The organism is Jeotgalibacillus proteolyticus (assembly GCF_002926065.1).
In the GTDB taxonomy this organism is placed as follows: Bacteria; Bacillota; Bacilli; order Bacillales; family Jeotgalibacillaceae; genus Jeotgalibacillus; species Jeotgalibacillus proteolyticus.
In genome coordinates, this window is sequence record NZ_PREZ01000007.1 from 182,285 (window position 1) to 206,383 (window position 24,099).

General features: G+C 37.7%; 26 protein-coding genes. 8 read left to right on the top strand and 18 right to left on the bottom strand.

The window, feature by feature from the left end; genetic code table 11:
* Positions 1 to 158: 158 nt before the first annotated feature.
* Positions 159 to 950 carry a putative hydro-lyase gene (locus tag C4B60_RS17775; RefSeq protein ID WP_104059374.1) on the bottom strand — a complete coding sequence of 264 codons (792 nt, stop codon included), beginning with the start codon at positions 948 to 950 and terminating at the stop codon, positions 159 to 161.
* Between the two features lie 250 nt (positions 951 to 1,200).
* Positions 1,201 to 1,563 (bottom strand): transcriptional activator HxlR, encoded by a 363-nt coding sequence (gene hxlR / locus C4B60_RS17780; RefSeq protein ID WP_104059375.1) that lies wholly within the window; start codon positions 1,561 to 1,563, stop codon positions 1,201 to 1,203.
* 208 nt (positions 1,564 to 1,771) lie between these two features.
* Between hxlR and hxlA the strand changes: the two genes are divergently transcribed.
* From hxlA to C4B60_RS17795, 3 genes are all read left to right on the top strand, one after another.
* Positions 1,772 to 2,404 (top strand): 3-hexulose-6-phosphate synthase, encoded by a 633-nt coding sequence (gene hxlA / locus C4B60_RS17785; protein ID WP_104059376.1) that lies wholly within the window; start codon positions 1,772 to 1,774, stop codon positions 2,402 to 2,404.
* Between the two features lie 9 nt (positions 2,405 to 2,413).
* Positions 2,414 to 2,971 carry a 6-phospho-3-hexuloisomerase gene (gene hxlB, locus C4B60_RS17790; RefSeq protein ID WP_104059377.1) on the top strand — a complete coding sequence of 186 codons (558 nt, stop codon included), beginning with the start codon at positions 2,414 to 2,416 and terminating at the stop codon, positions 2,969 to 2,971.
* Between the two features lie 123 nt (positions 2,972 to 3,094).
* The gene (locus tag C4B60_RS17795; protein ID WP_104059378.1) at positions 3,095 to 3,811 is read left to right on the top strand and encodes a 3-ketoacyl-ACP reductase; all 717 of its coding nucleotides are present in this window, start codon (positions 3,095 to 3,097) and stop codon (positions 3,809 to 3,811) included.
* Between the two features lie 129 nt (positions 3,812 to 3,940).
* On the opposite strand, the gene C4B60_RS17800 is transcribed toward C4B60_RS17795, so the two are convergent.
* The 12 genes from C4B60_RS17800 to yhfZ form a co-directional block, all read right to left on the bottom strand.
* Positions 3,941 to 4,165, bottom strand: coding sequence for a hypothetical protein (locus C4B60_RS17800; RefSeq protein ID WP_104059379.1), 225 nt, complete (start codon positions 4,163 to 4,165; stop codon positions 3,941 to 3,943).
* On the bottom strand, positions 4,152 to 5,021 hold the full coding sequence (locus C4B60_RS17805) for an aldose epimerase family protein (protein ID WP_245154045.1): 870 nt from the start codon (positions 5,019 to 5,021) through the stop codon (positions 4,152 to 4,154). Before C4B60_RS17805 ends, C4B60_RS17800 begins: the two co-directional genes overlap by 14 nt.
* A gap of 46 nt (positions 5,022 to 5,067) precedes the next feature.
* Entirely contained in the window at positions 5,068 to 5,886 is an 819-nt protein-coding gene (locus tag C4B60_RS17810) for a histidinol-phosphatase (protein WP_209020111.1), read from the bottom strand.
* A gap of 270 nt (positions 5,887 to 6,156) precedes the next feature.
* Entirely contained in the window at positions 6,157 to 6,906 is a 750-nt protein-coding gene (gene nagB / locus C4B60_RS17815; protein ID WP_104059381.1) for a glucosamine-6-phosphate deaminase, read from the bottom strand.
* Between the two features lie 58 nt (positions 6,907 to 6,964).
* Positions 6,965 to 8,152, bottom strand: a complete 1,188-nt coding sequence (locus C4B60_RS17820) for a phosphopentomutase (protein ID WP_104059382.1) — start codon at positions 8,150 to 8,152, stop codon at positions 6,965 to 6,967.
* A 3-nt stretch (positions 8,153 to 8,155) separates the two neighbouring features.
* Positions 8,156 to 9,319, bottom strand: coding sequence for a YhfX family PLP-dependent enzyme (locus tag C4B60_RS17825; protein WP_104059383.1), 1,164 nt, complete (start codon positions 9,317 to 9,319; stop codon positions 8,156 to 8,158).
* A 7-nt stretch (positions 9,320 to 9,326) separates the two neighbouring features.
* Positions 9,327 to 10,433: an aminotransferase class I/II-fold pyridoxal phosphate-dependent enzyme gene (locus tag C4B60_RS17830; RefSeq protein ID WP_104059384.1), complete on the bottom strand. Its 1,107-nt coding sequence runs from the start codon at positions 10,431 to 10,433 to the stop codon at positions 9,327 to 9,329.
* A gap of 120 nt (positions 10,434 to 10,553) precedes the next feature.
* Entirely contained in the window at positions 10,554 to 11,459 is a 906-nt protein-coding gene (locus C4B60_RS17835) for a phosphotriesterase family protein (RefSeq protein ID WP_104059385.1), read from the bottom strand.
* A gap of 52 nt (positions 11,460 to 11,511) precedes the next feature.
* Positions 11,512 to 13,005 (bottom strand): YhfT family protein, encoded by a 1,494-nt coding sequence (locus tag C4B60_RS17840; protein WP_104059386.1) that lies wholly within the window; start codon positions 13,003 to 13,005, stop codon positions 11,512 to 11,514.
* A gap of 10 nt (positions 13,006 to 13,015) precedes the next feature.
* A complete protein-coding gene (locus tag C4B60_RS17845) occupies positions 13,016 to 13,387 on the bottom strand; it encodes a DUF2620 domain-containing protein (RefSeq protein ID WP_104059387.1) in 372 nt (123 codons plus the stop codon).
* On the bottom strand, positions 13,387 to 13,743 hold the full coding sequence (locus C4B60_RS17850; RefSeq protein ID WP_104059388.1) for a PRD domain-containing protein: 357 nt from the start codon (positions 13,741 to 13,743) through the stop codon (positions 13,387 to 13,389). The genes C4B60_RS17845 and C4B60_RS17850 overlap by 1 nt, the downstream gene beginning before the upstream one ends.
* 167 nt (positions 13,744 to 13,910) lie before the next feature.
* A complete protein-coding gene (gene yhfZ / locus C4B60_RS17855) occupies positions 13,911 to 14,831 on the bottom strand; it encodes a GntR family transcriptional regulator YhfZ (RefSeq protein WP_104059389.1) in 921 nt (306 codons plus the stop codon).
* A gap of 394 nt (positions 14,832 to 15,225) precedes the next feature.
* On the opposite strand from yhfZ, the gene C4B60_RS17860 reads away from it, so the two are divergent.
* Positions 15,226 to 15,978 carry an HAD family hydrolase gene (locus C4B60_RS17860; protein WP_167578697.1) on the top strand — a complete coding sequence of 251 codons (753 nt, stop codon included), beginning with the start codon at positions 15,226 to 15,228 and terminating at the stop codon, positions 15,976 to 15,978.
* A gap of 352 nt (positions 15,979 to 16,330) precedes the next feature.
* Here the strand turns inward: C4B60_RS17860 and C4B60_RS17865 are convergent, their stop codons facing one another.
* The 4 genes from C4B60_RS17865 to C4B60_RS17880 form a co-directional block, all read right to left on the bottom strand.
* Positions 16,331 to 17,410, bottom strand: coding sequence for a Ger(x)C family spore germination protein (locus tag C4B60_RS17865; protein WP_104059391.1), 1,080 nt, complete (start codon positions 17,408 to 17,410; stop codon positions 16,331 to 16,333).
* Positions 17,411 to 17,412: 2 nt separating this feature from the next.
* A complete protein-coding gene (locus C4B60_RS17870; protein WP_104059392.1) occupies positions 17,413 to 18,528 on the bottom strand; it encodes a GerAB/ArcD/ProY family transporter in 1,116 nt (371 codons plus the stop codon).
* 4 nt (positions 18,529 to 18,532) lie between these two features.
* On the bottom strand, positions 18,533 to 20,020 hold the full coding sequence (locus C4B60_RS17875) for a spore germination protein (protein ID WP_104059393.1): 1,488 nt from the start codon (positions 20,018 to 20,020) through the stop codon (positions 18,533 to 18,535).
* A gap of 114 nt (positions 20,021 to 20,134) precedes the next feature.
* Positions 20,135 to 20,509, bottom strand: a complete 375-nt coding sequence (locus tag C4B60_RS17880) for a PaaI family thioesterase (protein ID WP_245154046.1) — start codon at positions 20,507 to 20,509, stop codon at positions 20,135 to 20,137.
* A gap of 353 nt (positions 20,510 to 20,862) precedes the next feature.
* Between C4B60_RS17880 and C4B60_RS17885 the strand changes: the two genes are divergently transcribed.
* From C4B60_RS17885 to C4B60_RS17900, 4 genes are all read left to right on the top strand, one after another.
* Positions 20,863 to 21,297: an Rrf2 family transcriptional regulator gene (locus C4B60_RS17885; protein ID WP_104059395.1), complete on the top strand. Its 435-nt coding sequence runs from the start codon at positions 20,863 to 20,865 to the stop codon at positions 21,295 to 21,297.
* Positions 21,298 to 21,384: 87 nt separating this feature from the next.
* Positions 21,385 to 22,248 carry an SDR family oxidoreductase gene (locus tag C4B60_RS17890; RefSeq protein WP_104059396.1) on the top strand — a complete coding sequence of 288 codons (864 nt, stop codon included), beginning with the start codon at positions 21,385 to 21,387 and terminating at the stop codon, positions 22,246 to 22,248.
* Positions 22,249 to 22,329: 81 nt separating this feature from the next.
* Positions 22,330 to 23,046: an SDR family oxidoreductase gene (locus C4B60_RS17895; RefSeq protein WP_104059397.1), complete on the top strand. Its 717-nt coding sequence runs from the start codon at positions 22,330 to 22,332 to the stop codon at positions 23,044 to 23,046.
* A 207-nt stretch (positions 23,047 to 23,253) separates the two neighbouring features.
* The gene (locus C4B60_RS17900) at positions 23,254 to 23,946 is read left to right on the top strand and encodes a DUF421 domain-containing protein (RefSeq protein WP_104059398.1); all 693 of its coding nucleotides are present in this window, start codon (positions 23,254 to 23,256) and stop codon (positions 23,944 to 23,946) included.
* The last annotated feature ends 153 nt before the right edge of the window (positions 23,947 to 24,099 follow it).

Genomic DNA, 24,099 nt, shown 5'->3' on the forward strand with positions numbered 1-24,099 from the left:
TAAATATTATTACAATCTACACAGTATGTTAGTCAAACAACTCGGCTTATCATTTAATTTGGCTTTTCATATGGTAAAATTAACCACCAAAAAATAGCGCATCAAAAAGACACGCTACCTGCTGTAGTATCTTATAAAATGTCGAAACGAATGTTATCCTACAAAACAGAAAACTCTTCGTTTTTCAAATCCGTGATAAACATATGTCCTGGGGCATGTGTAATCATGATTTCGGGCTTTACTTGCATCGCTACTGCCTGCGGAGTGACTCCACAGGCCCAAAAGACAGGAATCTCTCCCTCATTTATGGTTACACGGTCGCCGAAATCCGGTTCGTTAATATTTTTAATGCCAATGCTTTCAGGATTGCCGATATGGACAGGCGCTCCGTGCACGGATGGAAAACGGCTCGTTACCTGTACAGCTCGGATGGCATCCTTTTCAGTCATTGGGCGCATGCTTACGACCATCGGACCTTCAAACCGGCCGGCTTTTACACTTTGAATAGTCGTTTTATACATCGGAACATTGCAATTTTCCTCATTATGGCGAATGGGAATGCCGTTTTTTATTAGTGCCTCTTCAAATGTAAAGCTGCAGCCAATTAAAAAACCGACCATATTCTCATCCCAAAGATCCGATACATCCGTTTTTTCCTCTACAAGCTCTCCATTTCGATACACACAATACTTTGGAATATCTGTTTTAATATCACCTTTTGGCGCTGCCAGACTGGCAATCCCTGATCCCGGCTCAGTCACATCGATGATAGGACAAGATTTCGGGTTACGCTGGCAAAAAAGAAGAAATTCAAACGCCAGGTCCTTTGGAAGCACAGCTAAATTAGCCTGAATAAATCCGTTAGAAACACCTGAAGTTGGCTTCACATATCGATTATTTCGAATCATATCACGAGCCTCAGAAGGGCTCATCATCGTAAGAGCAGACATTTGCAAATCCCCATTTCTTTATATAATTACGCTAGTATTTTCCTATTAAAAATAGGTTTTACCAACTACCTGAAACTTCAGATCGTTCCTTTTATTATAATCAATTTTATTCGGCAATCAAAAAATCCCCCATCGCTTCAAACCATTATAAAAAAAACGTATGCAGCAGCCTTTTTAAAAAGCAGCCACATACGGTAGCGGGTAAACAGTTCGGTTAACGATGTTCATGCTTAGATTTATACACCTATGCTTATTTAATGGATTCTCTTCCATCTTCGCTAATTCTGTTGATATCCATATAATTTTTACCCCATTTATACATTGAATCCAAAATCGGCATCAAGCTCTGGCCTTGTTCTGTCAGTGAATACTCAACCTTAGGAGGAACAACAGGATATACTTTTCGTTCAACGATCAGGTCTTCCTCCAGCTCTCGCAGCTGGTTCACAAGCATACGCTGCGTAATCCCAGGCATTAATGCCTTTAATTCACCAAAACGCTTCGTTCCTTCTTTTCCGAGATGCCATAAAATCAACATTTTCCACTTACCGCCAATAACTGAAAGGGTCAATTCTTTCTCACAATTAAACGTTTTTCCTTCCATCCGAGACATTTGTTTCACCTCCACCCTTATTATAACCTATAGTATACTTTTAATCACTATGTAAAATAAAAGTGCGTACTTACAATTTAATATTATAGTACTTATAATGGTAACTGTGCAGAGATAGGAAACAATTGGCGTTCCTGTTTTGAAAGTAATCTCAACCATCGGGTTATATTACTACTTGCAACAAAAAAATTTTAGGAGTGTTAAACAGATGAAATTACAACTAGCATTAGACCTTGTAAATATTCCACAAGCAATTGAATTGGTTAAAGAGGTAGAAGAGCATGTAGACGTAGTAGAAATTGGTACTCCTGTCGTTATTAACGAAGGACTTAAAGCAGTTAAAGAACTTAAGTCTGCATTCCCTAATCTGGCAGTATTAGCTGACCTTAAAATTATGGACGCTGCTGGATACGAAGTAAGCCAGGCATCAGCTGCAGGCGCTGACATCATTACAATTCTTGGTGCCGCTGAAGATGCATCAATCAAAGGTGCTGTTGAAGAAGCGAAAAAACAAGGCAAACAAATCCTTGTTGACATGATCGCTGTAAAAGACATCGCAACTCGTGCTAAAGAACTTGATGAGCTTGGCGTAGACTACATCTGCGTTCACACTGGTTACGATCTTCAAGCTCAAGGCCAAAACTCATTCGAAGACCTTGCAACAATTAAAAGCGTTGTTAAAAATGCTAAAACAGCTGTTGCGGGCGGAATCAAGCTTGAAACACTTCCAGAAGTAATTAAAGCACAACCTGACCTAGTAATCGTTGGTGGCGGTATTACTGGCCAAGAAGACAAAAAAGCTGCAGCTGCTAAAATGCAAGAACTAATCCAACAAGGATAATCATTCATTATGCAGACAACTCGATACTTTAATGAAATCCTTAATGAGTTAAGTCGAGCAGCAGACTTACTATCTGATGAGCAAGCTGAACAGCTGGTCAACCAAATTCTTGAAGCAAAGAAAATCTTTGTAGCAGGAGCAGGAAGATCTGGTTTCATGGGTAAATCCTTCGTGATGCGCATGATGCATATGGGATTAGATGCTTATGTTATCGGTGAAACGGTTACAGCTAACCTGGAAAAAGATGATATTCTTATCATCGCATCCGGCTCAGGAGAAACGAAAAGCTTAGTCTCAATGGCTGAAAAAGCGAAAAGCTTAGGTGGAACAGTTATTGCAGTGACCATCTTCCCTGAGTCTACAATTGGAGAATTAGCGGATCTAGTCATTAAATTGCCTGGATCCCCTAAGGATAAATCGACAAGTGATTATAAAACCATTCAGCCAATGGGATCACTTTTCGAACAAACCCTTTTATTATTCTTCGATGCAGTTATTTTACGTTTCATGGAGAAAAAAGAGCTTGATTCCAATACTATGTACGGGAAGCATGCTAACCTTGAGTAATTAAACTAATACTGAACAGAAAGACCGAAAGTTCTCTAATTTCCGGTCTTTCTGTTCAGCTTTTTTAGCTGAATTTGACTATAATCGTATGGGTTAAAAATTGGTTGGATAAGGAGCAATAAGATGATCTCATTAAATGGAAAAAATGCGTTGATTACTGGAGCAGGAAGAGGCATCGGCCGAGCAACTGCCATTGCCTTTGCGAAAGAAGGAATCAATGTTGGATTAGTTGGTACAACACTCTCAAATCTTGAAAAAGTAGCAGCAGAAGTAAAAGAACTCGGTGTCAAAGCTTCTGTAGCTGTTGCAGATGTGACAGATCTTGAAGCTGTTCAGCAAGCAGCAGATCAAATCAAATCTGAATTGGGCCAAGTTGACATCCTAATCAACAACGCTGGAATTGCTAAGTTTGGAGGATTCCTCGAGCTTTCAGCAAGTGAATGGGAAAATATAATAAATGTTAACCTCATGGGTGTTTATAATACTACTAGAGCCGTTCTTCCAGATATGATTGAAAGAAAAGCAGGAGACATCATCAACGTTTCTTCATCTGCTGGTCAAAAAGGGGCTCCAGTAACGAGCGCATACAGCGCTTCTAAATTTGCCGTTCTTGGATTAACGGAATCACTTATGCTTGAAGTAAGAAAGCATAACATTCGCGTTACAGCACTAACGCCAAGTACAGTTGCTACTGATCTGGCAATCGAAACAAATCTTATCAGCGGCAATCCGGAAAATGTAATGCAGCCAGAAGATCTTGCTGAACTGATGGTCGCACAGCTTAAATTAAACCCGCGTGTTTTCATTAAAACAGCTGGCATGTGGTCAACAAATCCATAAACATAGCGTAATTTAAAAACGTGCCGGCCCATTCCTTCGTTTTCTATTGAATGGGTCGGCACCTTTTTTTCGTTCCTCCTTGCGAAGAAATGAGAAGGAACGATTCATCTGACAACCTTAAAACGCCCATCACTCAATAGAGCAGCTCAACTGGTGCCAATCTATCACAACATTTTGGTGACAAATTGCCGCCGACATCTCAACAAACATTCCTGCAGCAGGATTTCTCTTTTCAAAGGTAAAACCAGGAATCGCTCCCAATATTACAGTTTCCTCACCAAATAAAATAAAAATACATATAAAAAGAGAAGAGACTCTTACTCCCTCTTCTCTCTCCTGTTTATTTAACTGCAATTGTTAGCACCGTTTTTAACGATTCTCCTGGATGCACAAAGATTAGCTCTTCTTTGCGATTCAGTTCATCTGTTTTTGCCACCCATGGCTCCACACAAACAAAATCCTGTCCTTCCTCTGTCCATAAATAAACATAGGCAAATTCTTCTCCATAGGTCATATGAATTTTTTTGTTTAGCTTAGGCAGCTCAAAAGCTATTTCCTTTTTTATCCCATCTAGTAAGACCACGGATTCCTTTTTATCAGAAAGATCAATACCGTCACTTACCTTTTTAATTTTTCCATCATTATAATCCAGATAGGTTTGAGCATCCGTTTTATAGTTAAGATTTTTATCAGCTGTTTTAAAATAGGGATGAAAACCCGGATAAATCGGCATTTCTTTATCTGATTTATTTACGTATTCCTGATGAATATTTAACGTATTGTTTTTTAATACATATGTAAAAAAGACTTCGAAATCAAATGGATAGGATTGCTTCGTTTCTTTACTGCTCGTAAGCTTCAAAGTTATCGAGGCTCCATCGGTTTCGGTTGTTTGTGTTTCCACGACCTCCCACGAAAGATTACGGGCAAATCCATGGTTTTTCATTTTATATTCAATTCCATCCCATTCGTATTTCCCATTTTTAAGCTGACCTGAAATCGGAAAAAGAATAGGATTACCACCTCTAACATTTACATCAGAATCGTAGAAGGTTTCTTTATTCAGGAAAAATATTTCTTCATCTTCTACTCCAAAGCTTGTTATAATCCCGCCTCTCTCTGGAGCAACCTTTAGCCACGAATCAGCCCTCGCATTAGTTAACTCATATAAACTATATTTATGATCGTCTAACTGTTTTATTTGATACATTTTCATCTTCCCCTTTATCCAGCATGAAATAACAAGCCAGTTTTTATTAAATATCAATCGTGAACATTTTCTGTTCTTTAAAATATACCCATTCTTTAAAGCCGATTTGCTTGAGCCTTTCTCTTACTAATTCAAAATCATCACCGACTCTTTCTGCATCGTGGGCATCTGATCCAAACGTAACCCTCACACCATAAAAAATGGCCATTTCGAGTATATCATCAGCAGGGTACCAACCACCGCAATCTTTTGTTTTGCCTGATGTATTGATTTCTATTGCAAGATCGTACTGTGCAATGACTTTTAATGTCTGAACTAATGCATCGGTCTGAATCGTTGAAAAATCAGGATAAAAGCCTTTCATTGCATCAATATGACCAAGAATTTGAAAAGTCCCGCTCCGTGCAGAGCTTTCGATAAGATGATAATACGTTTCTTTTGTTTGCTGTTTTTGTTTAGCGGAAAGCCCTTCCCAGCGGTCCTTATTAAAAATGTTAAGCCCCTCCACATGATGTACCGATCCAATAATATAATCAAAGGGATATTTTTCATACTGCCTACAATACAGCTCAATGTGCTCCGGAAAAAAATCAGATTCAACACCTAGCAGTACATCGATTTTTCCTTTATATTCTTTTTTAAGCTGAAGAACTTCTGAAATATACAAAGGAAATTCTTTTTTGCTCATAGCAATATGAGGATGAGAATGCTCCTCATCACTAGCAAAATATGGTGAGTGATCAGATATCCCAATCATATGAAATCCTTGATTAATAGCTGATTCAATATAATCCCGAATAGTACCTCTAGCATGTCCGCAGCGATAGTGATGGGTGTGAAAATCAAATTTAATAGATCCGCTCATTTTCTATTCCCGCCTTCCCAATATTAAAAAAGTTAAATTATCAAGTAGACACTTTCAATTTATTATAATACTCCATTAAACATTTCCGGCTCTAATCTACTCGGTGCAAAAAAAATGGAGACGCTTTCCTCATTCCTTCCGAACCATGTAATCATTAACATTGATACTTACTAGCTTATACTAAAATAGAACAAACTCGAATGAAATGAAAATAAGCCTAATTCCTGGTGTCCAGTAAATTTGGCTTATTTTGTACTTCATAAAGCATTATTAGTTACTGACAGTGCTGAGCGTTCCCAGTTTCGATGCCGCTTGTTCGTCTGCTACTACAATCACATTCGGATGGTTTCTTAATACAGAAGCCGGACAAAGATTGCTGATCTCTCCATTAAACATTCGATTAAGGGCTTCAGCTTTATTCTCTCCTGATGCCAGAAGAACGATTTCTTTACTTTTTAAAATCGTAGCAATCCCCATGGTAATAGCATGTGTCGGCACCTCATCCAGACTATTAAAATAACGGGAGTTGGCTTCTCTAGTAGATTCTTCAAGCTTTGTCACATGAGTAGTACGATCAAATGGCGTTCCTGGTTCATTAAAGCCAATATGCCCATTTTCTCCAATTCCAAGAAGCTGCAGATCTACACCTTTCAAGTTATCAATCGCATCTTCATATTTTTGCGTTTCCAGCAGAATATTTGCAGCAGTACCGTTTGGAAGATGCACATTTTCTTTCGGTATATCAATATGATTGAATAAATGCTCAAACATGTAATAACGATAGCTTGTTCGAGCATCAGCCGCTACCCCAACATATTCATCCAAATTGTACGTATGAACATGCTGATAGGTGGTCTTTCTCTTTTTAAAATCATCAATTAATAATTCATAGGTTCTGACAGGGGTCCCTCCTGTAGCAAGACCTAGTGAAACACTTTTAAAGAAACGTACTTTTTCAAGAATTTTTTCTGCCGCAAAAGTACTTAATTCCTCATAATTTTTAACTTTAACAAGTTTCATCTGCTGCTGCACTCCTCCCGTTAAAGGCAAATATCAAATCTGGATTTATAATAAAGCTCTACAAAATTTCCTGTAGAAAGCTTTTACCAAACTCAGGTTTCTCAACACCTGCGAAATCCGCCATCGTTGCTGCAATATCAGCCATTGTATCTCTCGTTCCGATTGTAACTGCTTTTACATGTTTACCAACAATCAATATTGGCGTTTGTTCTCTAGTATGATTTGAATGGCCAATTGTTGGATCGTTCCCATGATCTGCTGTGATAATTAACAAATCGTCATCATTTATTTCGTCTATAAATGAGGCTAAAAATCGATCAGACTCTTCTAATACTTCCTTATACCACTGACTGTCTTCTTTATGTCCGGCTAGGTCTGTCTCTTGAACATTTACTAGAAAAACAGCGTTGTCTTCACTGTTTCTATAATATCTGCGGTAGGTCTCCAGCACGTCCTTTGTATTGACTACAGGGTCTTTAAATCCCTCTGCTTGAATTACGTCAGCAGTTTTTCCAATACGGTATACGGGAACGTTGTTTTGTTCGGCCATGTATGCAAATTGTTTTTGGTAATCAACTCCATAGCCTAAATGAAGTACGCGATACCCCTCGCCATAAACATTTGCTTTTGGACTATCCACTCCCCATTGACCAGGATGATTCTCTTTCACAACCGATAGAATGGTTTCAATGGTTGTCTTTTCATTGCCAAAAATGATTACTCTGCTTGTATCAACATTTTCTCTAACGATTTTCCCAATTACAGTAAGCTCCTCAAAAGATAGTTGGTTCAAATCACCAACGACATTTATAATGTTTCCAAGCTGTGATTCAAGATTATCTCCAATAATCACTGAACCATTAACAAGCAATGCCGTTCCCCGATCAGCTGCATATTTTACTTCATAGCCCTTTGCTTCCAGTGCAGCCTTGATTTGAATACCCACATCCATCATTAAGCGCTTATTAGGTTCTTTCGGTTTGCTTCCCATTAACTCCTGATGCCCTAAAAAAGTATCTGCTCCTGGGTGTGCTAAGTTACTTTTACCGTATGCTGCAACAGGAACACCTTCATTGTCCACTATTTTCCCAAGCCCAAGCTTATATAATGTAGGAATTGATAAATCAACAGCTTCTCGTATATGCTTATAAGTATTGGCATTCACATCTTCAGGCTTTACAATTTTACAATCATCCATTGCCCCGATTCCGAATCCGTCGAGTACAAGGAGAGTCATTTTTCTCATTCCTTACATCCCCCTTCTTTGAAAATAAACTAACTCGGGATTATGAAAGTTCACGTTTCTTACATAGGCAACATGAGCCCTTGTAACAAAGATTTGAGTTCGAAATGCTTGTATAACTGAATCCCCAACCTTCATTTGATCTTGTTTTTTTAAACAGCCGTAATAATCAATATTATCAGGCGACACTAGATCGACAGTGGTACGCTGGTTTAGTACGTGCGATCCGTTACTCCCAAATAATGCCCCTTCCATATTTGAACGCGGATAATAACCGCCCGCAATTGTATAGGCATATTCCTCATCCATATGGGAAATTTCAGAAGTATACACAATGCTAGGAATCTCTTGCAAATCATCTCGGTAAGCATGTAAAGGCGTCGTTCCTGTCAGTGCATGACCTGGTTCACCATGAGTGACGCCAAATTCTTTTAGCATTGGAATTGTATGACAGCTTGTAGCACTGGGAGCATTAATATGAGTAACAGCAATCCCTTTATTTTCAAAGATTTCACGTGCCTTCTGAATGGTTTGAATATTAGAAGTAAAAGCGAAATCGTCTTTTTCATCTTTTATTTGTAATACCGGAAAACTGGTTATGCCAATGACCCGAATCCCTTTTAATTTCAATATTTCATCCAAATAGCCATCCAACTGACCCAATAAGAAGCCGCCAAATTGGCCAGGATATACCATGTCCTCCGGCTTAATTACTCGAAGAATTACATTTTGAATTTTACCTAATGCAATGGCTGCATCAGATAATTGCTTCGCTCTTTCGCTCGAAAACAATGTCACTACTTCAGGCTTTAAATATGTTAAAACTTCATTCCATTGAGTCTTGCTAGGCTGTACAATATGTCCAATGTTACCAATCTCGCAATTTGTCTTTTTGAGCTCAAATGCTTCGTCAATATCTACGGCTACTGCACGTTTAATTCCATTTTGTTCAATTACTTGTCCAACAAAGCCGCTTCGACCGATTTGTTTTGTCATATAATATAAATTCATTCCATGCTGTTGTGCTGTTTGACTGAGCTTATTTACGTTATGTTCAAGTGAATCTAAATCAATGACATACGTATTAGCTGGAATTTTCCCCTCTTGATGGAGGTTAGCTGCAGTTCTAATTAGTCCTTCATTTCTTCTAAGTGTCATATTGATAAACATGGGTGTATTACCCCCTTGATATTTCTTCCATTACATTTTGTAAAATATGAACAACAGTATTTGCAGACGATTTCATAGGATTTATTCGTACCCCATGCTGTCTAAGCTCGGGTCTGCTTTCTATAAAGCTTCCAGATAGCCGGTAGATCATTGGAATTAATTCATAGCGTGACTCAGCACCAACCGGATAAGTTGCTGCCCCGAACTTAGAAGCCATTTCAATCACTTGCTCAGCAATTGGCTTCTCAAATTCTACAATGACATTTTTTGATTGTGAGTTAGTTATATAAGCCTGCTTGATTCCGCTTACCTCACCCTCGCTTAACCGGGAGCACAAATGCTCAACCTGTTCATTTTGAATGGCAAGCATCACTGGTGCAGAGGATAAACTGATGAGTAATTCGTGTGCTTCATGGCCTTGCACTTGTCCACCACCCGAATAATTCCGGTCGTGAAGCTGCTGGATTATCTCACTTCCACCTAGAATAATTCCGATCCCCTCAGGTCCTGAAAGCTTGAAACCAGAGAATGCAGAAAAGTTTGCCCCACACTGGATGCCGATTTCTTTTGTTTTCATGGCACAGTAATTATCGTCAACCACAATCGGTAAATTCCGACCATGTTCTCTTACAAGTGAAATGACTTCTTTCAGGTTATAAGTATCGTTCGGCTGCTGACGCGAATGCTGAACATAAAAAACCTTTGATTGTTTATCCTCCTGATGAGCTTTAATCAATGCTGCTGGATCATTAAAATTTACACGTTTTTGCTTTAATCCCATTAAACGAAAGGTTTCTTTTGTTGTTGTATACATTGGTGCGTCATGAACAATACACTGTTCACCGGGCTCCATTAATACGCTAAGAATGTTTCGAATGGCGCCGGTTCCACTTCCCCGAACCAATGCACACGCTTCTGAATCGAAGGTTTTTGCCAGTACACTTTCGATCTTGGCTGTCATTAACGGACGATTATAGGCTGGATGAAGACCTACATCACCTGTCTGAAAAAACTCATTATTTTTAAATTCCTTTGTTACTTCTTCTATTAGCCGAAATTGAAGCTCTTTCGCTTCTTGAAAAGTCATATTTTTTAATACAGATTGATCAGCCATCACTTATCCTTCTTTCTAACATAAACAACGTTAAAGTCCATTGCTGATTGGTGTGGAAATCAAAAGACACTTTTAAATGAATTTTCGTACGTTTTTCATTTATAAAATACTGTTATCAAATTAAAAAGCTAAAAACCTACGCGGGTTTTGAACAAGCATTTTATCAATGGTTTCTTCCTTTACTCCGTTATTTAATAATGCAGGAATGAAATCTTCGAAAAGATGATTGTAACCATAGCTTTTCAGATGAGATTTTCTTGTAATGTCACAAGATAGCATCAATTGATCTTCGTACCCGAAATTAAGTAATTCGATCAGATTGCTAAGTCTGTCTGAATCTTTTCTGTAGCTGTTTTTTCCTACTGTATCGAATTGAATAAATGCACCGCTTTTTAGCAATTCAAGCTGCTCTTCGATATTTTCATTTAAATCCTGATGACCAAAAGAAATTCTGCTCATATCAGCATTATTTTCTTGAAAAAGATCAAGCTGCCCTTTGCCCATTGTTCCGATTTCACAATGTGTACTGATTGGAGCACCTGTTTTTTTATGAGCAAGGATTGCAGCTTCAAATACCTTCTTCTCCGTTTCGGTGATCTCTTGATAGCTGCTGCCGATTTCAGCTATCAAACCTGCTTTGATCGTCGTATCGTCCATTCCATCTTCAATTTCACGAATCATGATTTCGGCAAGCTCTTCTTTCGTTTTTTCAAAAACAAATGATGGATATACTGATTCTTTATAGAAGCCGGTAGAAGCTATAATGACTAAATTATGCTTTTTCGCTATATCGAACATCGCTTTGGCATCCCTGCCCATCCCAATATTTGATACCTCGACGACAGTATTACATCCCGACTCGATAATTCTCTTTATTTCTTGATCCAGCGCTGGTGATTTTTCAAGCTTGGAATCTGCATCTTTTTCCCCACGAACTTCTGATAGATCAAATACAAGATGCTCATGTATCATCGTTTTTTGTAAAAATTGAGGATCGATTGGACCTGTAACAGATTGAATTTTCATATAAAATCTCTCCTAAAGGAAAAGGTAGGAATGCTCCTACCTTTCAATGAATTTATACTAATTGAAGGAAATACAGTACGTTCAGGATAATACCTGTTAGGATAATCGCTACTGGACCAGCAGCAAGCTTCATAACAGGACGTCCAAGTCCTTCGTTGGCAGCATACAGCAAAATGTAAATGGTTAGAGATAAGCCGACTGCTTCTGGTGCCATTACCATTGCGGCAAATGCTCCACCGATAAATAAAGCAAGCTCAATCATTGAGTTCATGGATGAACGGATGTTGTCAGATGCTTCACGCAATGAAGGGAAACGCTGAAGGAAACGTCCAATTCCACGAAGAGCAATAATTTCTAAAAATATCCAAACTGCTCCTGCAATTCCTGCCAAAAATGGATTCGGCAATAAATAGCCAATTGGGAATACAAAGGTTAAACCAACCACTCCATAAACACCTGTTGCTAAAGCAGTTGTAACAATCAATGGAATAAAACTGATTCCCCTGATAAAATCAGCGATCGCCGCACTTTGTAATAGATCGGCCTGTTCTTGACCCGTAGCCTGCCATGCCTGTTGAAGAATTGGACCAGACACTTCAGAACCAGTCATTAGCCCCATATTGGCCGCAATAGCTAAAAGTGCACCAATACCTGCTAGAATAGGAATACCTTTATAAATGCGTTTTGTACGGGCATCAAATAAACTCTCTTCATCTGTATCTACACTGATTTCTACTTTATTTTTAAGATCTTTTCTGATGGCAAAACCAACTAACAAAATCATCCCCATTAACATCAGTACAGCGATTTGCATGGTGAAGCTTGAAATCGTCGTACCAAGTGAGAAATTATTTGTAGCTTGTGAGATTAAATCCTGTATTTGCTGGTTATTCCCAGCAGCATCTGTAAGCGCAGTAACTTTGGCAGCAAAGTCTCCATCTGCAGGCAGCGTAACGCCAGCCAATTGACTCGCTTGCTCTAAGTTCGCATCAGCTTTTTCTGTAAAATTGCCCCCGACAACAGGCAGCAATTGACGGACAATCAATACGATAAATCCAGAAATAAGTGCTCTAACCCATCCAAATTGATAGAGAATCGCAATGATCGGAAAAGCAGTAAAGGCAACAAGTACAGGTGTTGATAGTTCACCTAGCGCGCTAAAAATATCAACCGGCAGCATGGCAAAAACGGTTTGAACGCCAGTAAGTCCAAATAATGCTACAAGTCCCCAAGCTCCACCAAGTGCTGCAGCCATCCACCATCTCGTTGCGATAACACCTAAAATATCTGTAGGAAGGAATAACAGCCATGGATTTAATAGATCGAATGACACGGCGAACGAAATTCCAACAGATACGATAAATCCAATACTTAACCCGAATGAAATGGACGCAAGTTCCGTCCGTTTCATTCTGCCTTCCAAATATTCAGGAATAATCGGACGAATCCCATCATGAAATACCGCTTTACCCCAATGGGCAGCCATTGCCGTTAAAGCTGTAAGTGACATTATGACTAAAACTTCAATTACCGAAACATTCTCCATACCCTACCTCCTACGCAAGGTTATTTTTTTTAAGCAGACTATTAACAATGAGTGGAACTGCTTCTTCAATGCCTTCAACGGACATCCCAAAAGCAATTTTCCCTTCAGATACCAATTTCTCAATTTCTGCTGGATTTGGTTTTTTACCATTTTTCGCTACAGTTGAGCAATTGGCATAGCCTAAAATTCCGATACATACTGAAAGCGCAGCTCCGCCTCCACTATTACAAGCACCTAAATAATAATCAGCTTCTCCAGCCTTTATTTTTTTTGCAGCATCAAAATCAGAAGTAACGGTTACTTGAACCTTATCTCCTCCGGCAGCTTTTGCACTTCTTTCAATAACGTCTTTTTTAAGACCTCCAATTACGATTCGTAACATCATGAATTCTCCTTTCCAGTTAATAAACAAAAGTATAGTGTGATAAAAGCGGCTTCGGCATCAACATTTAAATTTCCAGCAGATAAAATCTCTTGAGCAAATTGGTAGTATTTCGGATGTGTTTCAATAACGCTTTTAAGTTCATCTGAAATCTCTGTCACAGGATTATTTTCTGAAATTCTCTGTAGGGCCACTGACATATGACTAGCAAAAGATCCAGCACTTTCCTCTGTCAAAATTACATCCAAATATTTTTCCACTTCATCAAAAATTCCTGGTAAACGATGATAAATTTCATCGTTTATTTGATTCGTGTCATGCAGTAAATCTACTCTTTCTTTTAAAGTAGCATCCATGGTTGTTCATCCCCCTTATATTTTTAAACAAATATACAATATACTATATATTGTATATTGAGTTTATTAATTCTCAGAACTTTATAAAACACAATTAATCATTCTTACCTCGGAGTTAATCACCCCCAAAAATGGATTCAAATTAAAAACCTTTATACATTAAAAAACTAGTATTTTGGAATTATATTTCCCTTTACAACATCTGATTGAATTTCAACAACCTTATTTTTTGAAAGCTGATCAATAATGTACTCCATCTTACGATTATCCTTCTTTATCACACAAACCGCTTCATTCATTTGACTTTCATAGTTGATTGCCAGAGGTGAAGCAAGTGGTTTAATATTAAATAATGTGGGATCTATTTCATCAACATTCCAAATCGTTGCATCAATTGTTTTTGCCTTTAGATGTTGAAGCATATGCATATAATTAAATTCAAGGTACTCAATCGTTAACCCTGTTGCTTCAGCCTGCGTTAATATTTTTTGATCCATTGAAAAACTGTCGATCCCAACCTTCATTCCATCTTTGAGTTGTTTGTTTTCTAAATTTGAAAAAATAACAGCATGTTCTGAAACATATGTTTTTATTCCAAATTCCAATGCTATTTTTAAATTACTTTCATTTTTCAACGCTTCCTGAGCAGAATACTTTGAGACAAGGGCAAAATCGTATCGTCCTTCCTTTACTCCTTCAAGCCTAAGCTTAGAGCCTCTCATGAATGCAATATTTAGAGAAAGTCCTATTCCTTCTAATTCAGAAGTAAGTCCCGTTGCGAGCCCTTCATACTTTTTAGAATAAGGGAGCGGCATTACTGCAGTAATTTGATTTACTCCTGAAAACAGGAGTAAATTCGACAAATTCTTAGATCTTAGAAATGTGCCTAAATGGCCTCTTGGTTCAAGTGCTATACATTTTTCTTTCTCCAGCCTTTTTAATGCAGACTGGGTGGTTCCTCTTCCCACTTGATATTTCTCAGAGAAATCACCTACTTTCGGCAGTCTCTCACCTACTTCAATAAAGAGCAATTCTTCAGCAATTTTTTGTAAAACTATTCCTTTTTTTGAATAGAGATCTTCTCTCATTCCACATCACCTTTATTCCAATGTACATTTTTTTGTATTTTCACATCATTAATTTATCATACCCAGAAAACAATTTCTATATTTTTTTCAGAATATTTAATCTAGTTATCCATTGCCCTTGAAGGAACAATGTAATTAAAAGTGTAATAGCTAATTTATTTAATCGATTATTTCAAAAATTATTGTACAATTTTTTGCAACTGCTCTTTACACAAACTATCATATAAAGAAAACGTTTTCAATTATTTTTTCAAAAAAAATATTTCCACCTATTCATTTTAATCATTTTACTTTAATCTCTATATACAATAATCTGTATTTTGTATAGTATGTTTACACATTCAGATTATTTTGCGTTTTAATCCATACGATAATAATGTTGAGGAGGATCTCGATGTATAGAATTGTTTTTCTTGATATTGATGGAACTATATTAAATTCTCAAGAACAGCTTGATGAGCAGCTAATTGAAACCGTACGGAAAATCAAACAAAAGGGTGTGCACGTAGCGTTGGCAACGGGACGGTCTTTAGACGGGGCTATCCCGTATGGAGAAAAGTTAGGAACTTCTACCTATGTCACTTATAACGGGGGATACGTTCTTTCAGAAGGCAGTGTAATCCACGATGTCAAAATCCCATCCAGCCTGGCACATAATCTTTGTAAAAAGACACATGAATTGAACGGAGTCTTTATTCATTTTTCAGATCGCACTTCACGTTCCAACCATCCACTTCGCGGAATAGAATACCTGCTTCCTGAAGCGGTGGAATCGAATATCATCGATACAAAGCAAGAAGCCCATCGACTGGCTCTTTATATTCAGGCTGAGCACCGTGCTGCTCTTCAAGAAATGATTACTGGGGCTGCTGATTTTGATGAAGGAGACCGATTGGAAGTATTTCCAGCAGGCTCAAAATGGACAGGTATCTTACCGCTAATCAATCAGCTTGGAATTACGCAAAACGAAGTCGTAACAATTGGTAATGGCACAAATGATATCGAAATGCTGGAAGCTGCCGGTTTAGGAGTTGCTATGAATAATGCTCCGGAATCTGTAAAAAAAAGCGCAGATTGGGTGACTGAGGATAATGACCACCAGGGAGTGATGCTTGCTTTAAGAAAAATATTTAATTTACATCCATGATGCCGGTATTTCGAACTTTATTCTTGTGGAGGTTTGGGCTTTTGGCAGCCCAAATCCATACATATCCAAAAACTGCTATTCAAAACAAAAAAACTCTAACTACATCGCCTCTTTGAGTTAAATTTAAGGTAATAAGAGCTTCCCATATCCGGTTCTCAGATAATTATCTTTCATCCGCATTAATATCTCATGATACTCTGTACTTTTTTAATGGTGTTTCACTCCAAAAATTTTCAGAATCTGTTCGTATCTCTGCTTGCTGCCCACCATGGCCCTCAACTGTTCATGAGCTTAGTCCCCTATTTGTGTTCAGAACATAGTTGTTTTCGTTCGCTTACGGAAGATGGATTGATCAGTTTTTGATATCTTTTAATGGTTGGAGCTTAAGGTCATAATCTACTTTTACCTCCATCTGTTCCCATTTGTCTGACCATTCTTTTTCCTCAAGAGGTTTTGAGAAAGGTCTCAAGGTATGATTTCTGAAATGCAAAGGGTCAACTTTATTCTCTTGAAGCTTTTTTAAAAAATCGGCAGTCTGTTTTTCCAAATACGATTCAATTTCCAACTCGAATCGTGAAAGCTCATCCCGGGTGAGCGAATCATGTTCCCGAGCAATTTCATCAAGCCGACCGTCCAATTGGACGGTGAGCATCAGTTCAGAATAGGCCTTATTGATATCCAATTGGATATCTGCTTTCACATGGCCCAGAACAAAAGATAGATCACGGAGCGTAAAATACTTTAAAAAATGATCATTGCTGAGAAGCTGATAGATTTGCTCTTCTAGGTTGTTCGTAGTTTCGATCAATTTGTCATTTTTAAAAATGCCAGTACCTAGATATTGGAAATTTTCATTGTTCGCTTCAAAAACAGGTAATACGGGAGAATGGGATGGTGAATGAAGAGCTTTCATAAATTCATGCAAATTTACTACAGTCATCTTACCTTGATTATCGTAATGTTTGAACATCCGATAGAGATAATAATCCAGGTCTTGTTGTACGCCAAGCTGACTGTTGATGTACTCATCAAAATCCCCTTTTACAATGACCAGATAGATACGTTTAGAAATATCAGGATCTGTCAAAATTGTATCAATCAATGGACTGATTCCCTCTGTTGCAATTTCCTCACTGATTAATAGCATTCGGAGCTGTCCTAATTTTAATTCTCTATAATACTTTAAATTAAAACCCTTAACACCTTCTTTTAACAGGTCAACTTGAACAGTCAAAAGACGTTTCTTTTCTTTTACAAGAGGAGGTATCAGAGTGCTCATTCTGTATTTCTCCTCATCCCCTTTCTGAACCGACCAAAAAGTTACTGGTGCAATTTCTTCAACCAGATTTTTTTCTACAATAGGCGAACAACCAAATAAAACGATTATATTAACAAAAATAATGAAAATTATTTTTGCATGTTTATGATTCATATCTAGACACGGCCCTTTCGCTTTAAAGAAGTGAACAGAAATAACGGTATTAATATGTAAGTAAGTGCACCTGCCCAAATTTCCAGCTCTAACAAAATATTTTGATTCGTTGCCTCTTTCCAAAACAATTCATTATTAATGAATAAACAAATGAATACAATACTACAGCAAAAGGCGAACCCTGATTTAGTCGTTTGCTCTTTTGATTTCTTCAGAGTGATTCGACTCGCACCATAAAAAAGTAATATGAAGATTGATATGGCAAATACAAAGTTAATTAAATAAAAGGAAATTAAAATCATATCAATTCGTTCAAATACTGGAGATTCCATGTAACGCATCACTTCCATCATTGGAAATCTGATTTCTTTGAGATAATGTGGACCGAAAAAGAACAAAGATGCGATAAAAAGAAACAAATATTCAAAAATGGTGAATGCGTTTCCAATTGTCATGTATTTAAGGATTTTTTTTCTCGTATTAAACCAGGGTGCAAGTAAAACCAAATATTCAGGTCCAGATAAGGCTGAAAAAATAAATAGAACACCTTTCCATGATTCTATCGTCCAATCAAATGGTACTAATGGAAAAAGATCATGTATAGTATTAGAAGGTTGAAAGAGAAAGTTGACTAATAACAAAACCATCCACGCTGTACTTAAAAAAGCAATGACGACGAATCGTATTGTAGGAGCCATCCCCAGTGAACCAACATACCAGCAAATAAGCAAAATGAATAAAATCATCCAATTCGTATTCAGGGAGGGAAAGATGAAATGTTGTGTTATTTCTACATATCCGAGCGTTATTACTGTTATTTTTAATAATATTAACCCCAATCCGATGAAAGCTAATACCCGTACGGACCGCTCACCAAGAAGTTCTGCAAATCCTTCGTACCCTTTAGATGCATATATGGAATTAAACCATTTCGATAACAGGAAAATACTCATTTGTGATAAAAATCCTACGAGGATGATCACCCAAATCATATAGGGATAGATAAGAAATACGGGCAAGATGATCACAAAATATAGCATTTGTATTCTGTTCACCATCAATGTGACATAAATACTGTGTAACGAAGAGGTTTTATCAAATATTGAAAATCCACTCAAGGTATCATCTCCTTCTGCTATAACGCCATTTCTGCAATGGATGGAGAGCCTCTGGTCTAGTTTTCATCCAACGTAATGGTCCACGGATAAATAAGTCAAGCCAATCTTTTCCATAAAAAGGAGCAACTGGTGCAAGGTATGGTTGTCTTAAGGAGGTGAGTGCATTCAAATGGACAAAAAGTAAAATGATACCCATGAAAATACCCATTATTCCAAGAAAAGAAGCAAGGATCAATATTATAAACTGAATCAATGTGTTCGCTTTGGTAATCAAGTAATTTGGCACTAAAAATGAAGCGATAGCAGAAATACCAACAATAACGATCAACACCTGACTGGCAAACCCTGCTTCCACACTAGCTTGTCCAACAACGATACCACCGATGACCCCCAACATTTGACCAGATTTGGTAGGCATTCTTAGACTTGCTTCTTTTATGACTTCAAGTGTCAGCAGCATAAGAAGCGATTCCCAAAAGGGAGTTAGTGGCAATCGACTTCTCGTATCCACTAGGACGTATAGAATTTGCAGGGGAATCATCTGATAATGATGAGTCGTTAAAGCAACATAGATTGGAACCATCAGCAAGGAGAGCATGAAACTTAAATACCTTAAGACCCTCAGGAAACTTGCCACAATCCAGCGATTAATATAATCCTCAGGTGATTGAAACAAATGGAAAAAGCTGATCGGGGCATTCAGGACGAAAGGGGTATTATCCACAAGAATGGTAACTTTACCAGCACCCAATGCGAAAGCACATACATCAGGACGGTCAGTCTGTTGAAACTGTGGAAACATACTATGAGTATGATCCTCCATAAACGCTGCTAATTGGGAGGAATCAAGAATCTGGTCATAGTCGATATTCTCGATTTTTTCCCTGGCAATGGAAATAAAATCAGGATTTGTTAACCCCTCAATATACATTAAAATAATCTTTGTTTCCGTTTGTGATCCTACCATAAATTTCTCTGATTTTAAGGATGTCAATGGGATTCTTCTACGGATCATTGTAATATTCTGTTCTATATTTTCAGTAAAACTGTCTTTGGCACCATAAAGAATTGTTTCTGTTTCAGAGGTTTCAATCGCACGTCCCGTTGTATTTTTAAGGTCGACAGCATGTAATTGATTTTCAATGGTATCAAAAAGAAGGACTCCTCCACGCATCAATTGCTTTTCAGCCTCTTTCAACGTTGAAATATCTATAATTTCTGATACAGAAATACAATCTGAAATCTTTTCTTTTGTGCAGCGCCGTAAAGGTTCAATTACAGCTTCATTTACCCTTGCCTGATCGATCAATGGTTCTACATATATCAATACAAATAATTTACTGTTTTGAGTTTGATGTTCGATTATTTTAGCGTCATCCATCTTTTCTATGCTTTTACGGAGACCCTCTAGTGTGATAGGAGTATTTTTGGTTTTTGTTATACTATTTTCTATTTTATTTCCTATCCCTGTATTCTTCCTCTTTTTAAACATAACCATCAATCCTCTAATTAGATAGTGTATATACACCTTTAGTATTATGGTCAGATTCAGAGCAATTATACGGTTAGAAAATATAATTATATTCACTTCATAAATTAAGATGTTTTAAGAATTATTAAAAAACACTCCCTTGGCTTTTGCGATCAATTGGTCCTTCTCATCATAAATTAAACAATCGGCGTGCGTAAGGTTTCTCCCTTCCTTTACTGCATGGGCATACGCAACTAAACACTCCCCTTTTGCTCCTTTTAAAAAGGATACATTAAGATCTACTGTCACTACTTTTTGTCTATTGTTTTCATCTACCCCAACTGTATTGCACATCGCTACATCAGCGAGTGATGATATTATCCCCCCATGTACCACCCCAAAACTATTTATATATAGCTGTTTAATAGGTAAAACCACTCTAACGCTTTTGTCGTCAGTTCTTTCGTATTGAAAACCTAAGAATTCATCAAATGGTTGTTGTATAAACACGGTCCTCTCTCCAATCATTTATGCTTTTATTTTCTTATACCCTTATTAAAATGAATTACTAACAACGGCAAAGGAACATGATCATGGTCAACTTAAAAATTTCGGTGGATACAAGGAATACTTAGATGGGTTTTGACCGTGGCTAATTGGCTTATTGATTGAAACTTAAAAACTCAGGGTTATATAATCTTAAATTTAAGAACACCCGCGGATTCAACTGTTCTTTCTGATCATTTGTGTTAATTGGTATGAACCAAAAATGTCCAGAGAAGTACTTTCTCCTTCTTCAAACTAATTCTTTGACTTTTATTATCCGTTGTAACTATAATGATTACATCGAGAGGATGACATATATGAAAAAATTTAGCAGCCGTTATTCCATTGCTGTACACATTTTATCGCTGATTGCATTAAGTCCAGCTTCATGTACTTCTGATTTCATTGCCGAAAGTGTTAATACGAATCCTGTTATTATTCGCCGTATTATCGGCATGTTGAAAAAAGCCGGGCTGGTCCATGTTCGTCCCGGTACAGGAGGTACCTATTTACAAAAGGGACTTGATGAGATTACTTTGCTTGATGTGTATAGAGCAGTTGAGGTTGCAGACAATGGAAATATTTTTAATTGTCATGAGGAAACCAATCCAAGATGTCCAGTAGGCGCAAATATTGAGTCTGTTTTTCGAACAAAGATGGTGCAGGCACAATCTGCCATGGAGCAAGAATTGGATCACGTCACACTCAAACAATTGGTGTCTGAACTTAAAGAGAAAAGCGGCTCTATTTAGAGCTATTTTTTCCGTACTAGTTGTAACGATTTTGGTTACACTAAGACCTCTTGAAATAATCTGCAAATAGAAGGGTAGGAAATTTACATGTCAATCGTTATTACTGGTGCAACAGGTCATTATGGAAACCGTGTTATTCAAGAACTATTAAAAACTATTCCTGCAAATGAGATTATCGCTAGCGTTCGCAATGTAGAAAAAGCGAATGCGCTTGCCGAACTGGGTGTAGAGGTTCGCCATGGCGATTACATGGACTATGAGTCGATGAAAACATCGTTTGAAGGTGCTTCAAAGGTTCTTTTTGTTTCAGGACCGGATTCGGATAATACTCTTCGTATTCGTCAACATGCAAATGTTGTCCAGGCTGCACGAGATGCTGGTGTAAAACACATTGTTTACACAGGTTACGCATTTGGTGAAACATCCCAAATTGATCTTGCATATGTCCATATGGCAACAGAATATGCGATTCGTTCAACTGGCGTACCTTATACATTCTTGCGTAATTCACTTTATTCAGATGTATTCATTGATGAAAGCTTAGTTGGATCAGTAGCAACCGGGGAATTAGTCACAAACACAGGTGATGGCAAGCTAAATGCCGTAAGCCGGGAAGATCTTGCATTAGCTGCTGCTGCTGTATTAACGGGAGAAGGACATGAAAATAAATCCTACAACCTTGTCAACCCATCACCTTGGTCTTTCGACGAGCTGGCTGAAGTTGTTTCCGAGGTTTCAGGTAAACAGGTTTCACATAAAAAGGTATCTTTTGATGAAATGAAAGATTATCTTGGCAATGTTGGATTACCTGCACCAGTAGCTGAATTAATTGCAGGTATTTACCATTCCATTGCAGCTGGGGAAACGAATAAAACTTCAACTGACTTAACAAGTCTTATCGGAGAACCCACACCATTGAAAAAATTGGTTCAACAAGCATTGAAGGCATAAATTAAAGAATAAATCAGGTCCTTTTCGGAAATAAACATTTTATTGTCAATTAAAGATACTGATCATACAGGAGGCTATTTCATGTCATTACAAGGAAAACGCGTTGTTGTTGTCGGTGGTACTTCAGGGATCGGATTAGCTACTGCCAAAGCATTTTTAGAGGATTCTGCTCAAGTAGTAGTTGCAGGTCGTTCTTCTTCCAGACTCGATGAGGCAAAAAAATTGCTGGGTCAGGATGTAGAAGGATACGAGCTGGATTTTCGTAACGATGAGAGTGTAGCTAACTTCTTTAAGAATGTAGGTAATTTTGATCACTTGGTAGTCACTGCAGGCGAAGGAACAATGGGACTATTTAAAGAGCTGCCCGTTGAAAAAGCAAAAGAAGCATTCGACAGTAAGTTTTGGGGCCAATACGCTACAGCTCTTGCCGCACTCCCTTACTTAAATGATGCGAGTTCCATCACGCTTACATCAGGTGTTTATGGTCAACGTCCGCCTCAAGGAGCATCTACACTAGCAGCCATTAATTCTGCAGTTGATGGTTTAGTAAGAGGACTTGCTATTGAACTTTCACCAATGCGCGTAAATGTTGTATCACCTGGTATTGTAGATACACCAATATACGCCGGAATGCCAGAAGATCAACGCGAAGGCATGTTCAAAGGAATTGCTGAACAACTTCCTGTAAAACGCATTGCACAGCCTGAAGATATCGCGCAATCTTATGTTTACTTAGCAAAAAATGGATTTACAACCGGGTCTGTTGTTGACATTGATGGTGGTGCTCGATTAATTTAATTTATATGATGAGGCTGGTACAAAACCATGATAAAAAAGGCTCCAATTTTCTGAAAAGATAATTGGAGCCTTTTTTCTGTTTGTACTTTTCCTTTAGACTTTTTTTAAAACAGCATGCGAAATCTTATTCTTCCTTGAGGATTTTATGATTTTTAAGTTTTAAACATTCCCTTTATGCCCATAATGCTGAAGTGGAGGTGCGTAGAATTGAGTCAATATTTATCAATAGCTGTCGAATTAACAGCTGGTTTAGTCATTTTATTTATCGTTACAAAAGCTCAAGGAAAAACTCAATTTTCACAGATTACACCGTTTGATTTTATATCTGCCTTGATCCTGGGTGAATTATTAGGAAACGCGGTATATGACAGGGAAGTGAATTTGTTTCATATTCTTTTTGCCGTTATCGTCTGGGGTGTCATCATTTATACTGTAGAATTATTAACACAAAAATTTGCAAAAGCGAGGAAATTCCTTGAAGGCGAACCCAATATTGCCATCTTAAAAGGACATATAAAATATGAAGCGTTAAAAAAAGCGAAGCTGGATATTAATCAATTACAATGCCTGATCAGGCAGCAGGGCTATTTTTCTATTCAAGAAGTAGAGTACGCTATTATTGAAACAAATGGCCTTGTCAGTGTACTTCCGAAATCAGCTTTTGAGACTCCAAAAAAAGCTGACTTTAATATGTCATCAGAACAGCCGGAATTGCCAATTAATATCATCTTAGACGGTGAAGTTATTTATCATAACCTTGAAGAAAATGGAATAGAAGAAGAATGGCTCAAAAAACAATTATCCAAACAAAACATTTCCAGGTATAAAGATGTTCTTTTTGCTGAATGGGTCCCAAATAAATCACTCTATGTAATGGGATACGAGAAAGGTAAGCAATAGGTTTAAAAACTTATTCATGACCGCAACCTAATGGATCTTTCCATTGGGTTTTACGCGGTCTAAAAAACCAAACACACTAATAGCAGCACAAACCAAGACCATGGTTTGTGCTGCTATTAGTGTGTTTGTTTCCGTGTCAGAAACAACAATGGA

What these genes read in the sequence shown, in the direction of transcription:
- C4B60_RS17775 (WP_104059374.1), bottom strand. Translation starts at nt 950, where the DNA reads ATGTCTGCTCTTACGATGATGAGCCCTTCTGAGGCTCGTGATATGATT.
- hxlR (WP_104059375.1), bottom strand. Translation starts at nt 1,563, where the DNA reads ATGTCTCGGATGGAAGGAAAAACGTTTAATTGTGAGAAAGAATTGACC.
- hxlA (WP_104059376.1), top strand. Translation starts at nt 1,772, where the DNA reads ATGAAATTACAACTAGCATTAGACCTTGTAAATATTCCACAAGCAATT.
- hxlB (WP_104059377.1), top strand. Translation starts at nt 2,414, where the DNA reads ATGCAGACAACTCGATACTTTAATGAAATCCTTAATGAGTTAAGTCGA.
- C4B60_RS17795 (WP_104059378.1), top strand. Translation starts at nt 3,095, where the DNA reads ATGATCTCATTAAATGGAAAAAATGCGTTGATTACTGGAGCAGGAAGA.
- C4B60_RS17805 (WP_245154045.1), bottom strand. Translation starts at nt 5,021, where the DNA reads ATGTATCAAATAAAACAGTTAGACGATCATAAATATAGTTTATATGAG.
- C4B60_RS17810 (WP_209020111.1), bottom strand. Translation starts at nt 5,886, where the DNA reads ATGAGCGGATCTATTAAATTTGATTTTCACACCCATCACTATCGCTGC.
- nagB (WP_104059381.1), bottom strand. Translation starts at nt 6,906, where the DNA reads ATGAAACTTGTTAAAGTTAAAAATTATGAGGAATTAAGTACTTTTGCG.
- C4B60_RS17820 (WP_104059382.1), bottom strand. Translation starts at nt 8,152, where the DNA reads ATGAGAAAAATGACTCTCCTTGTACTCGACGGATTCGGAATCGGGGCA.
- C4B60_RS17825 (WP_104059383.1), bottom strand. Translation starts at nt 9,319, where the DNA reads ATGTTTATCAATATGACACTTAGAAGAAATGAAGGACTAATTAGAACT.
- C4B60_RS17830 (WP_104059384.1), bottom strand. Translation starts at nt 10,433, where the DNA reads ATGGCTGATCAATCTGTATTAAAAAATATGACTTTTCAAGAAGCGAAA.
- C4B60_RS17835 (WP_104059385.1), bottom strand. Translation starts at nt 11,459, where the DNA reads ATGAAAATTCAATCTGTTACAGGTCCAATCGATCCTCAATTTTTACAA.
- C4B60_RS17840 (WP_104059386.1), bottom strand. Translation starts at nt 13,005, where the DNA reads ATGGAGAATGTTTCGGTAATTGAAGTTTTAGTCATAATGTCACTTACA.
- C4B60_RS17845 (WP_104059387.1), bottom strand. Translation starts at nt 13,387, where the DNA reads ATGTTACGAATCGTAATTGGAGGTCTTAAAAAAGACGTTATTGAAAGA.
- C4B60_RS17850 (WP_104059388.1), bottom strand. Translation starts at nt 13,743, where the DNA reads ATGGATGCTACTTTAAAAGAAAGAGTAGATTTACTGCATGACACGAAT.
- yhfZ (WP_104059389.1), bottom strand. Translation starts at nt 14,831, where the DNA reads ATGAGAGAAGATCTCTATTCAAAAAAAGGAATAGTTTTACAAAAAATT.
- C4B60_RS17860 (WP_167578697.1), top strand. Translation starts at nt 15,226, where the DNA reads ATGTATAGAATTGTTTTTCTTGATATTGATGGAACTATATTAAATTCT.
- C4B60_RS17865 (WP_104059391.1), bottom strand. Translation starts at nt 17,410, where the DNA reads ATGAATCATAAACATGCAAAAATAATTTTCATTATTTTTGTTAATATA.
- C4B60_RS17875 (WP_104059393.1), bottom strand. Translation starts at nt 20,020, where the DNA reads ATGTTTAAAAAGAGGAAGAATACAGGGATAGGAAATAAAATAGAAAAT.
- C4B60_RS17885 (WP_104059395.1), top strand. Translation starts at nt 20,863, where the DNA reads ATGAAAAAATTTAGCAGCCGTTATTCCATTGCTGTACACATTTTATCG.
- C4B60_RS17890 (WP_104059396.1), top strand. Translation starts at nt 21,385, where the DNA reads ATGTCAATCGTTATTACTGGTGCAACAGGTCATTATGGAAACCGTGTT.
- C4B60_RS17895 (WP_104059397.1), top strand. Translation starts at nt 22,330, where the DNA reads ATGTCATTACAAGGAAAACGCGTTGTTGTTGTCGGTGGTACTTCAGGG.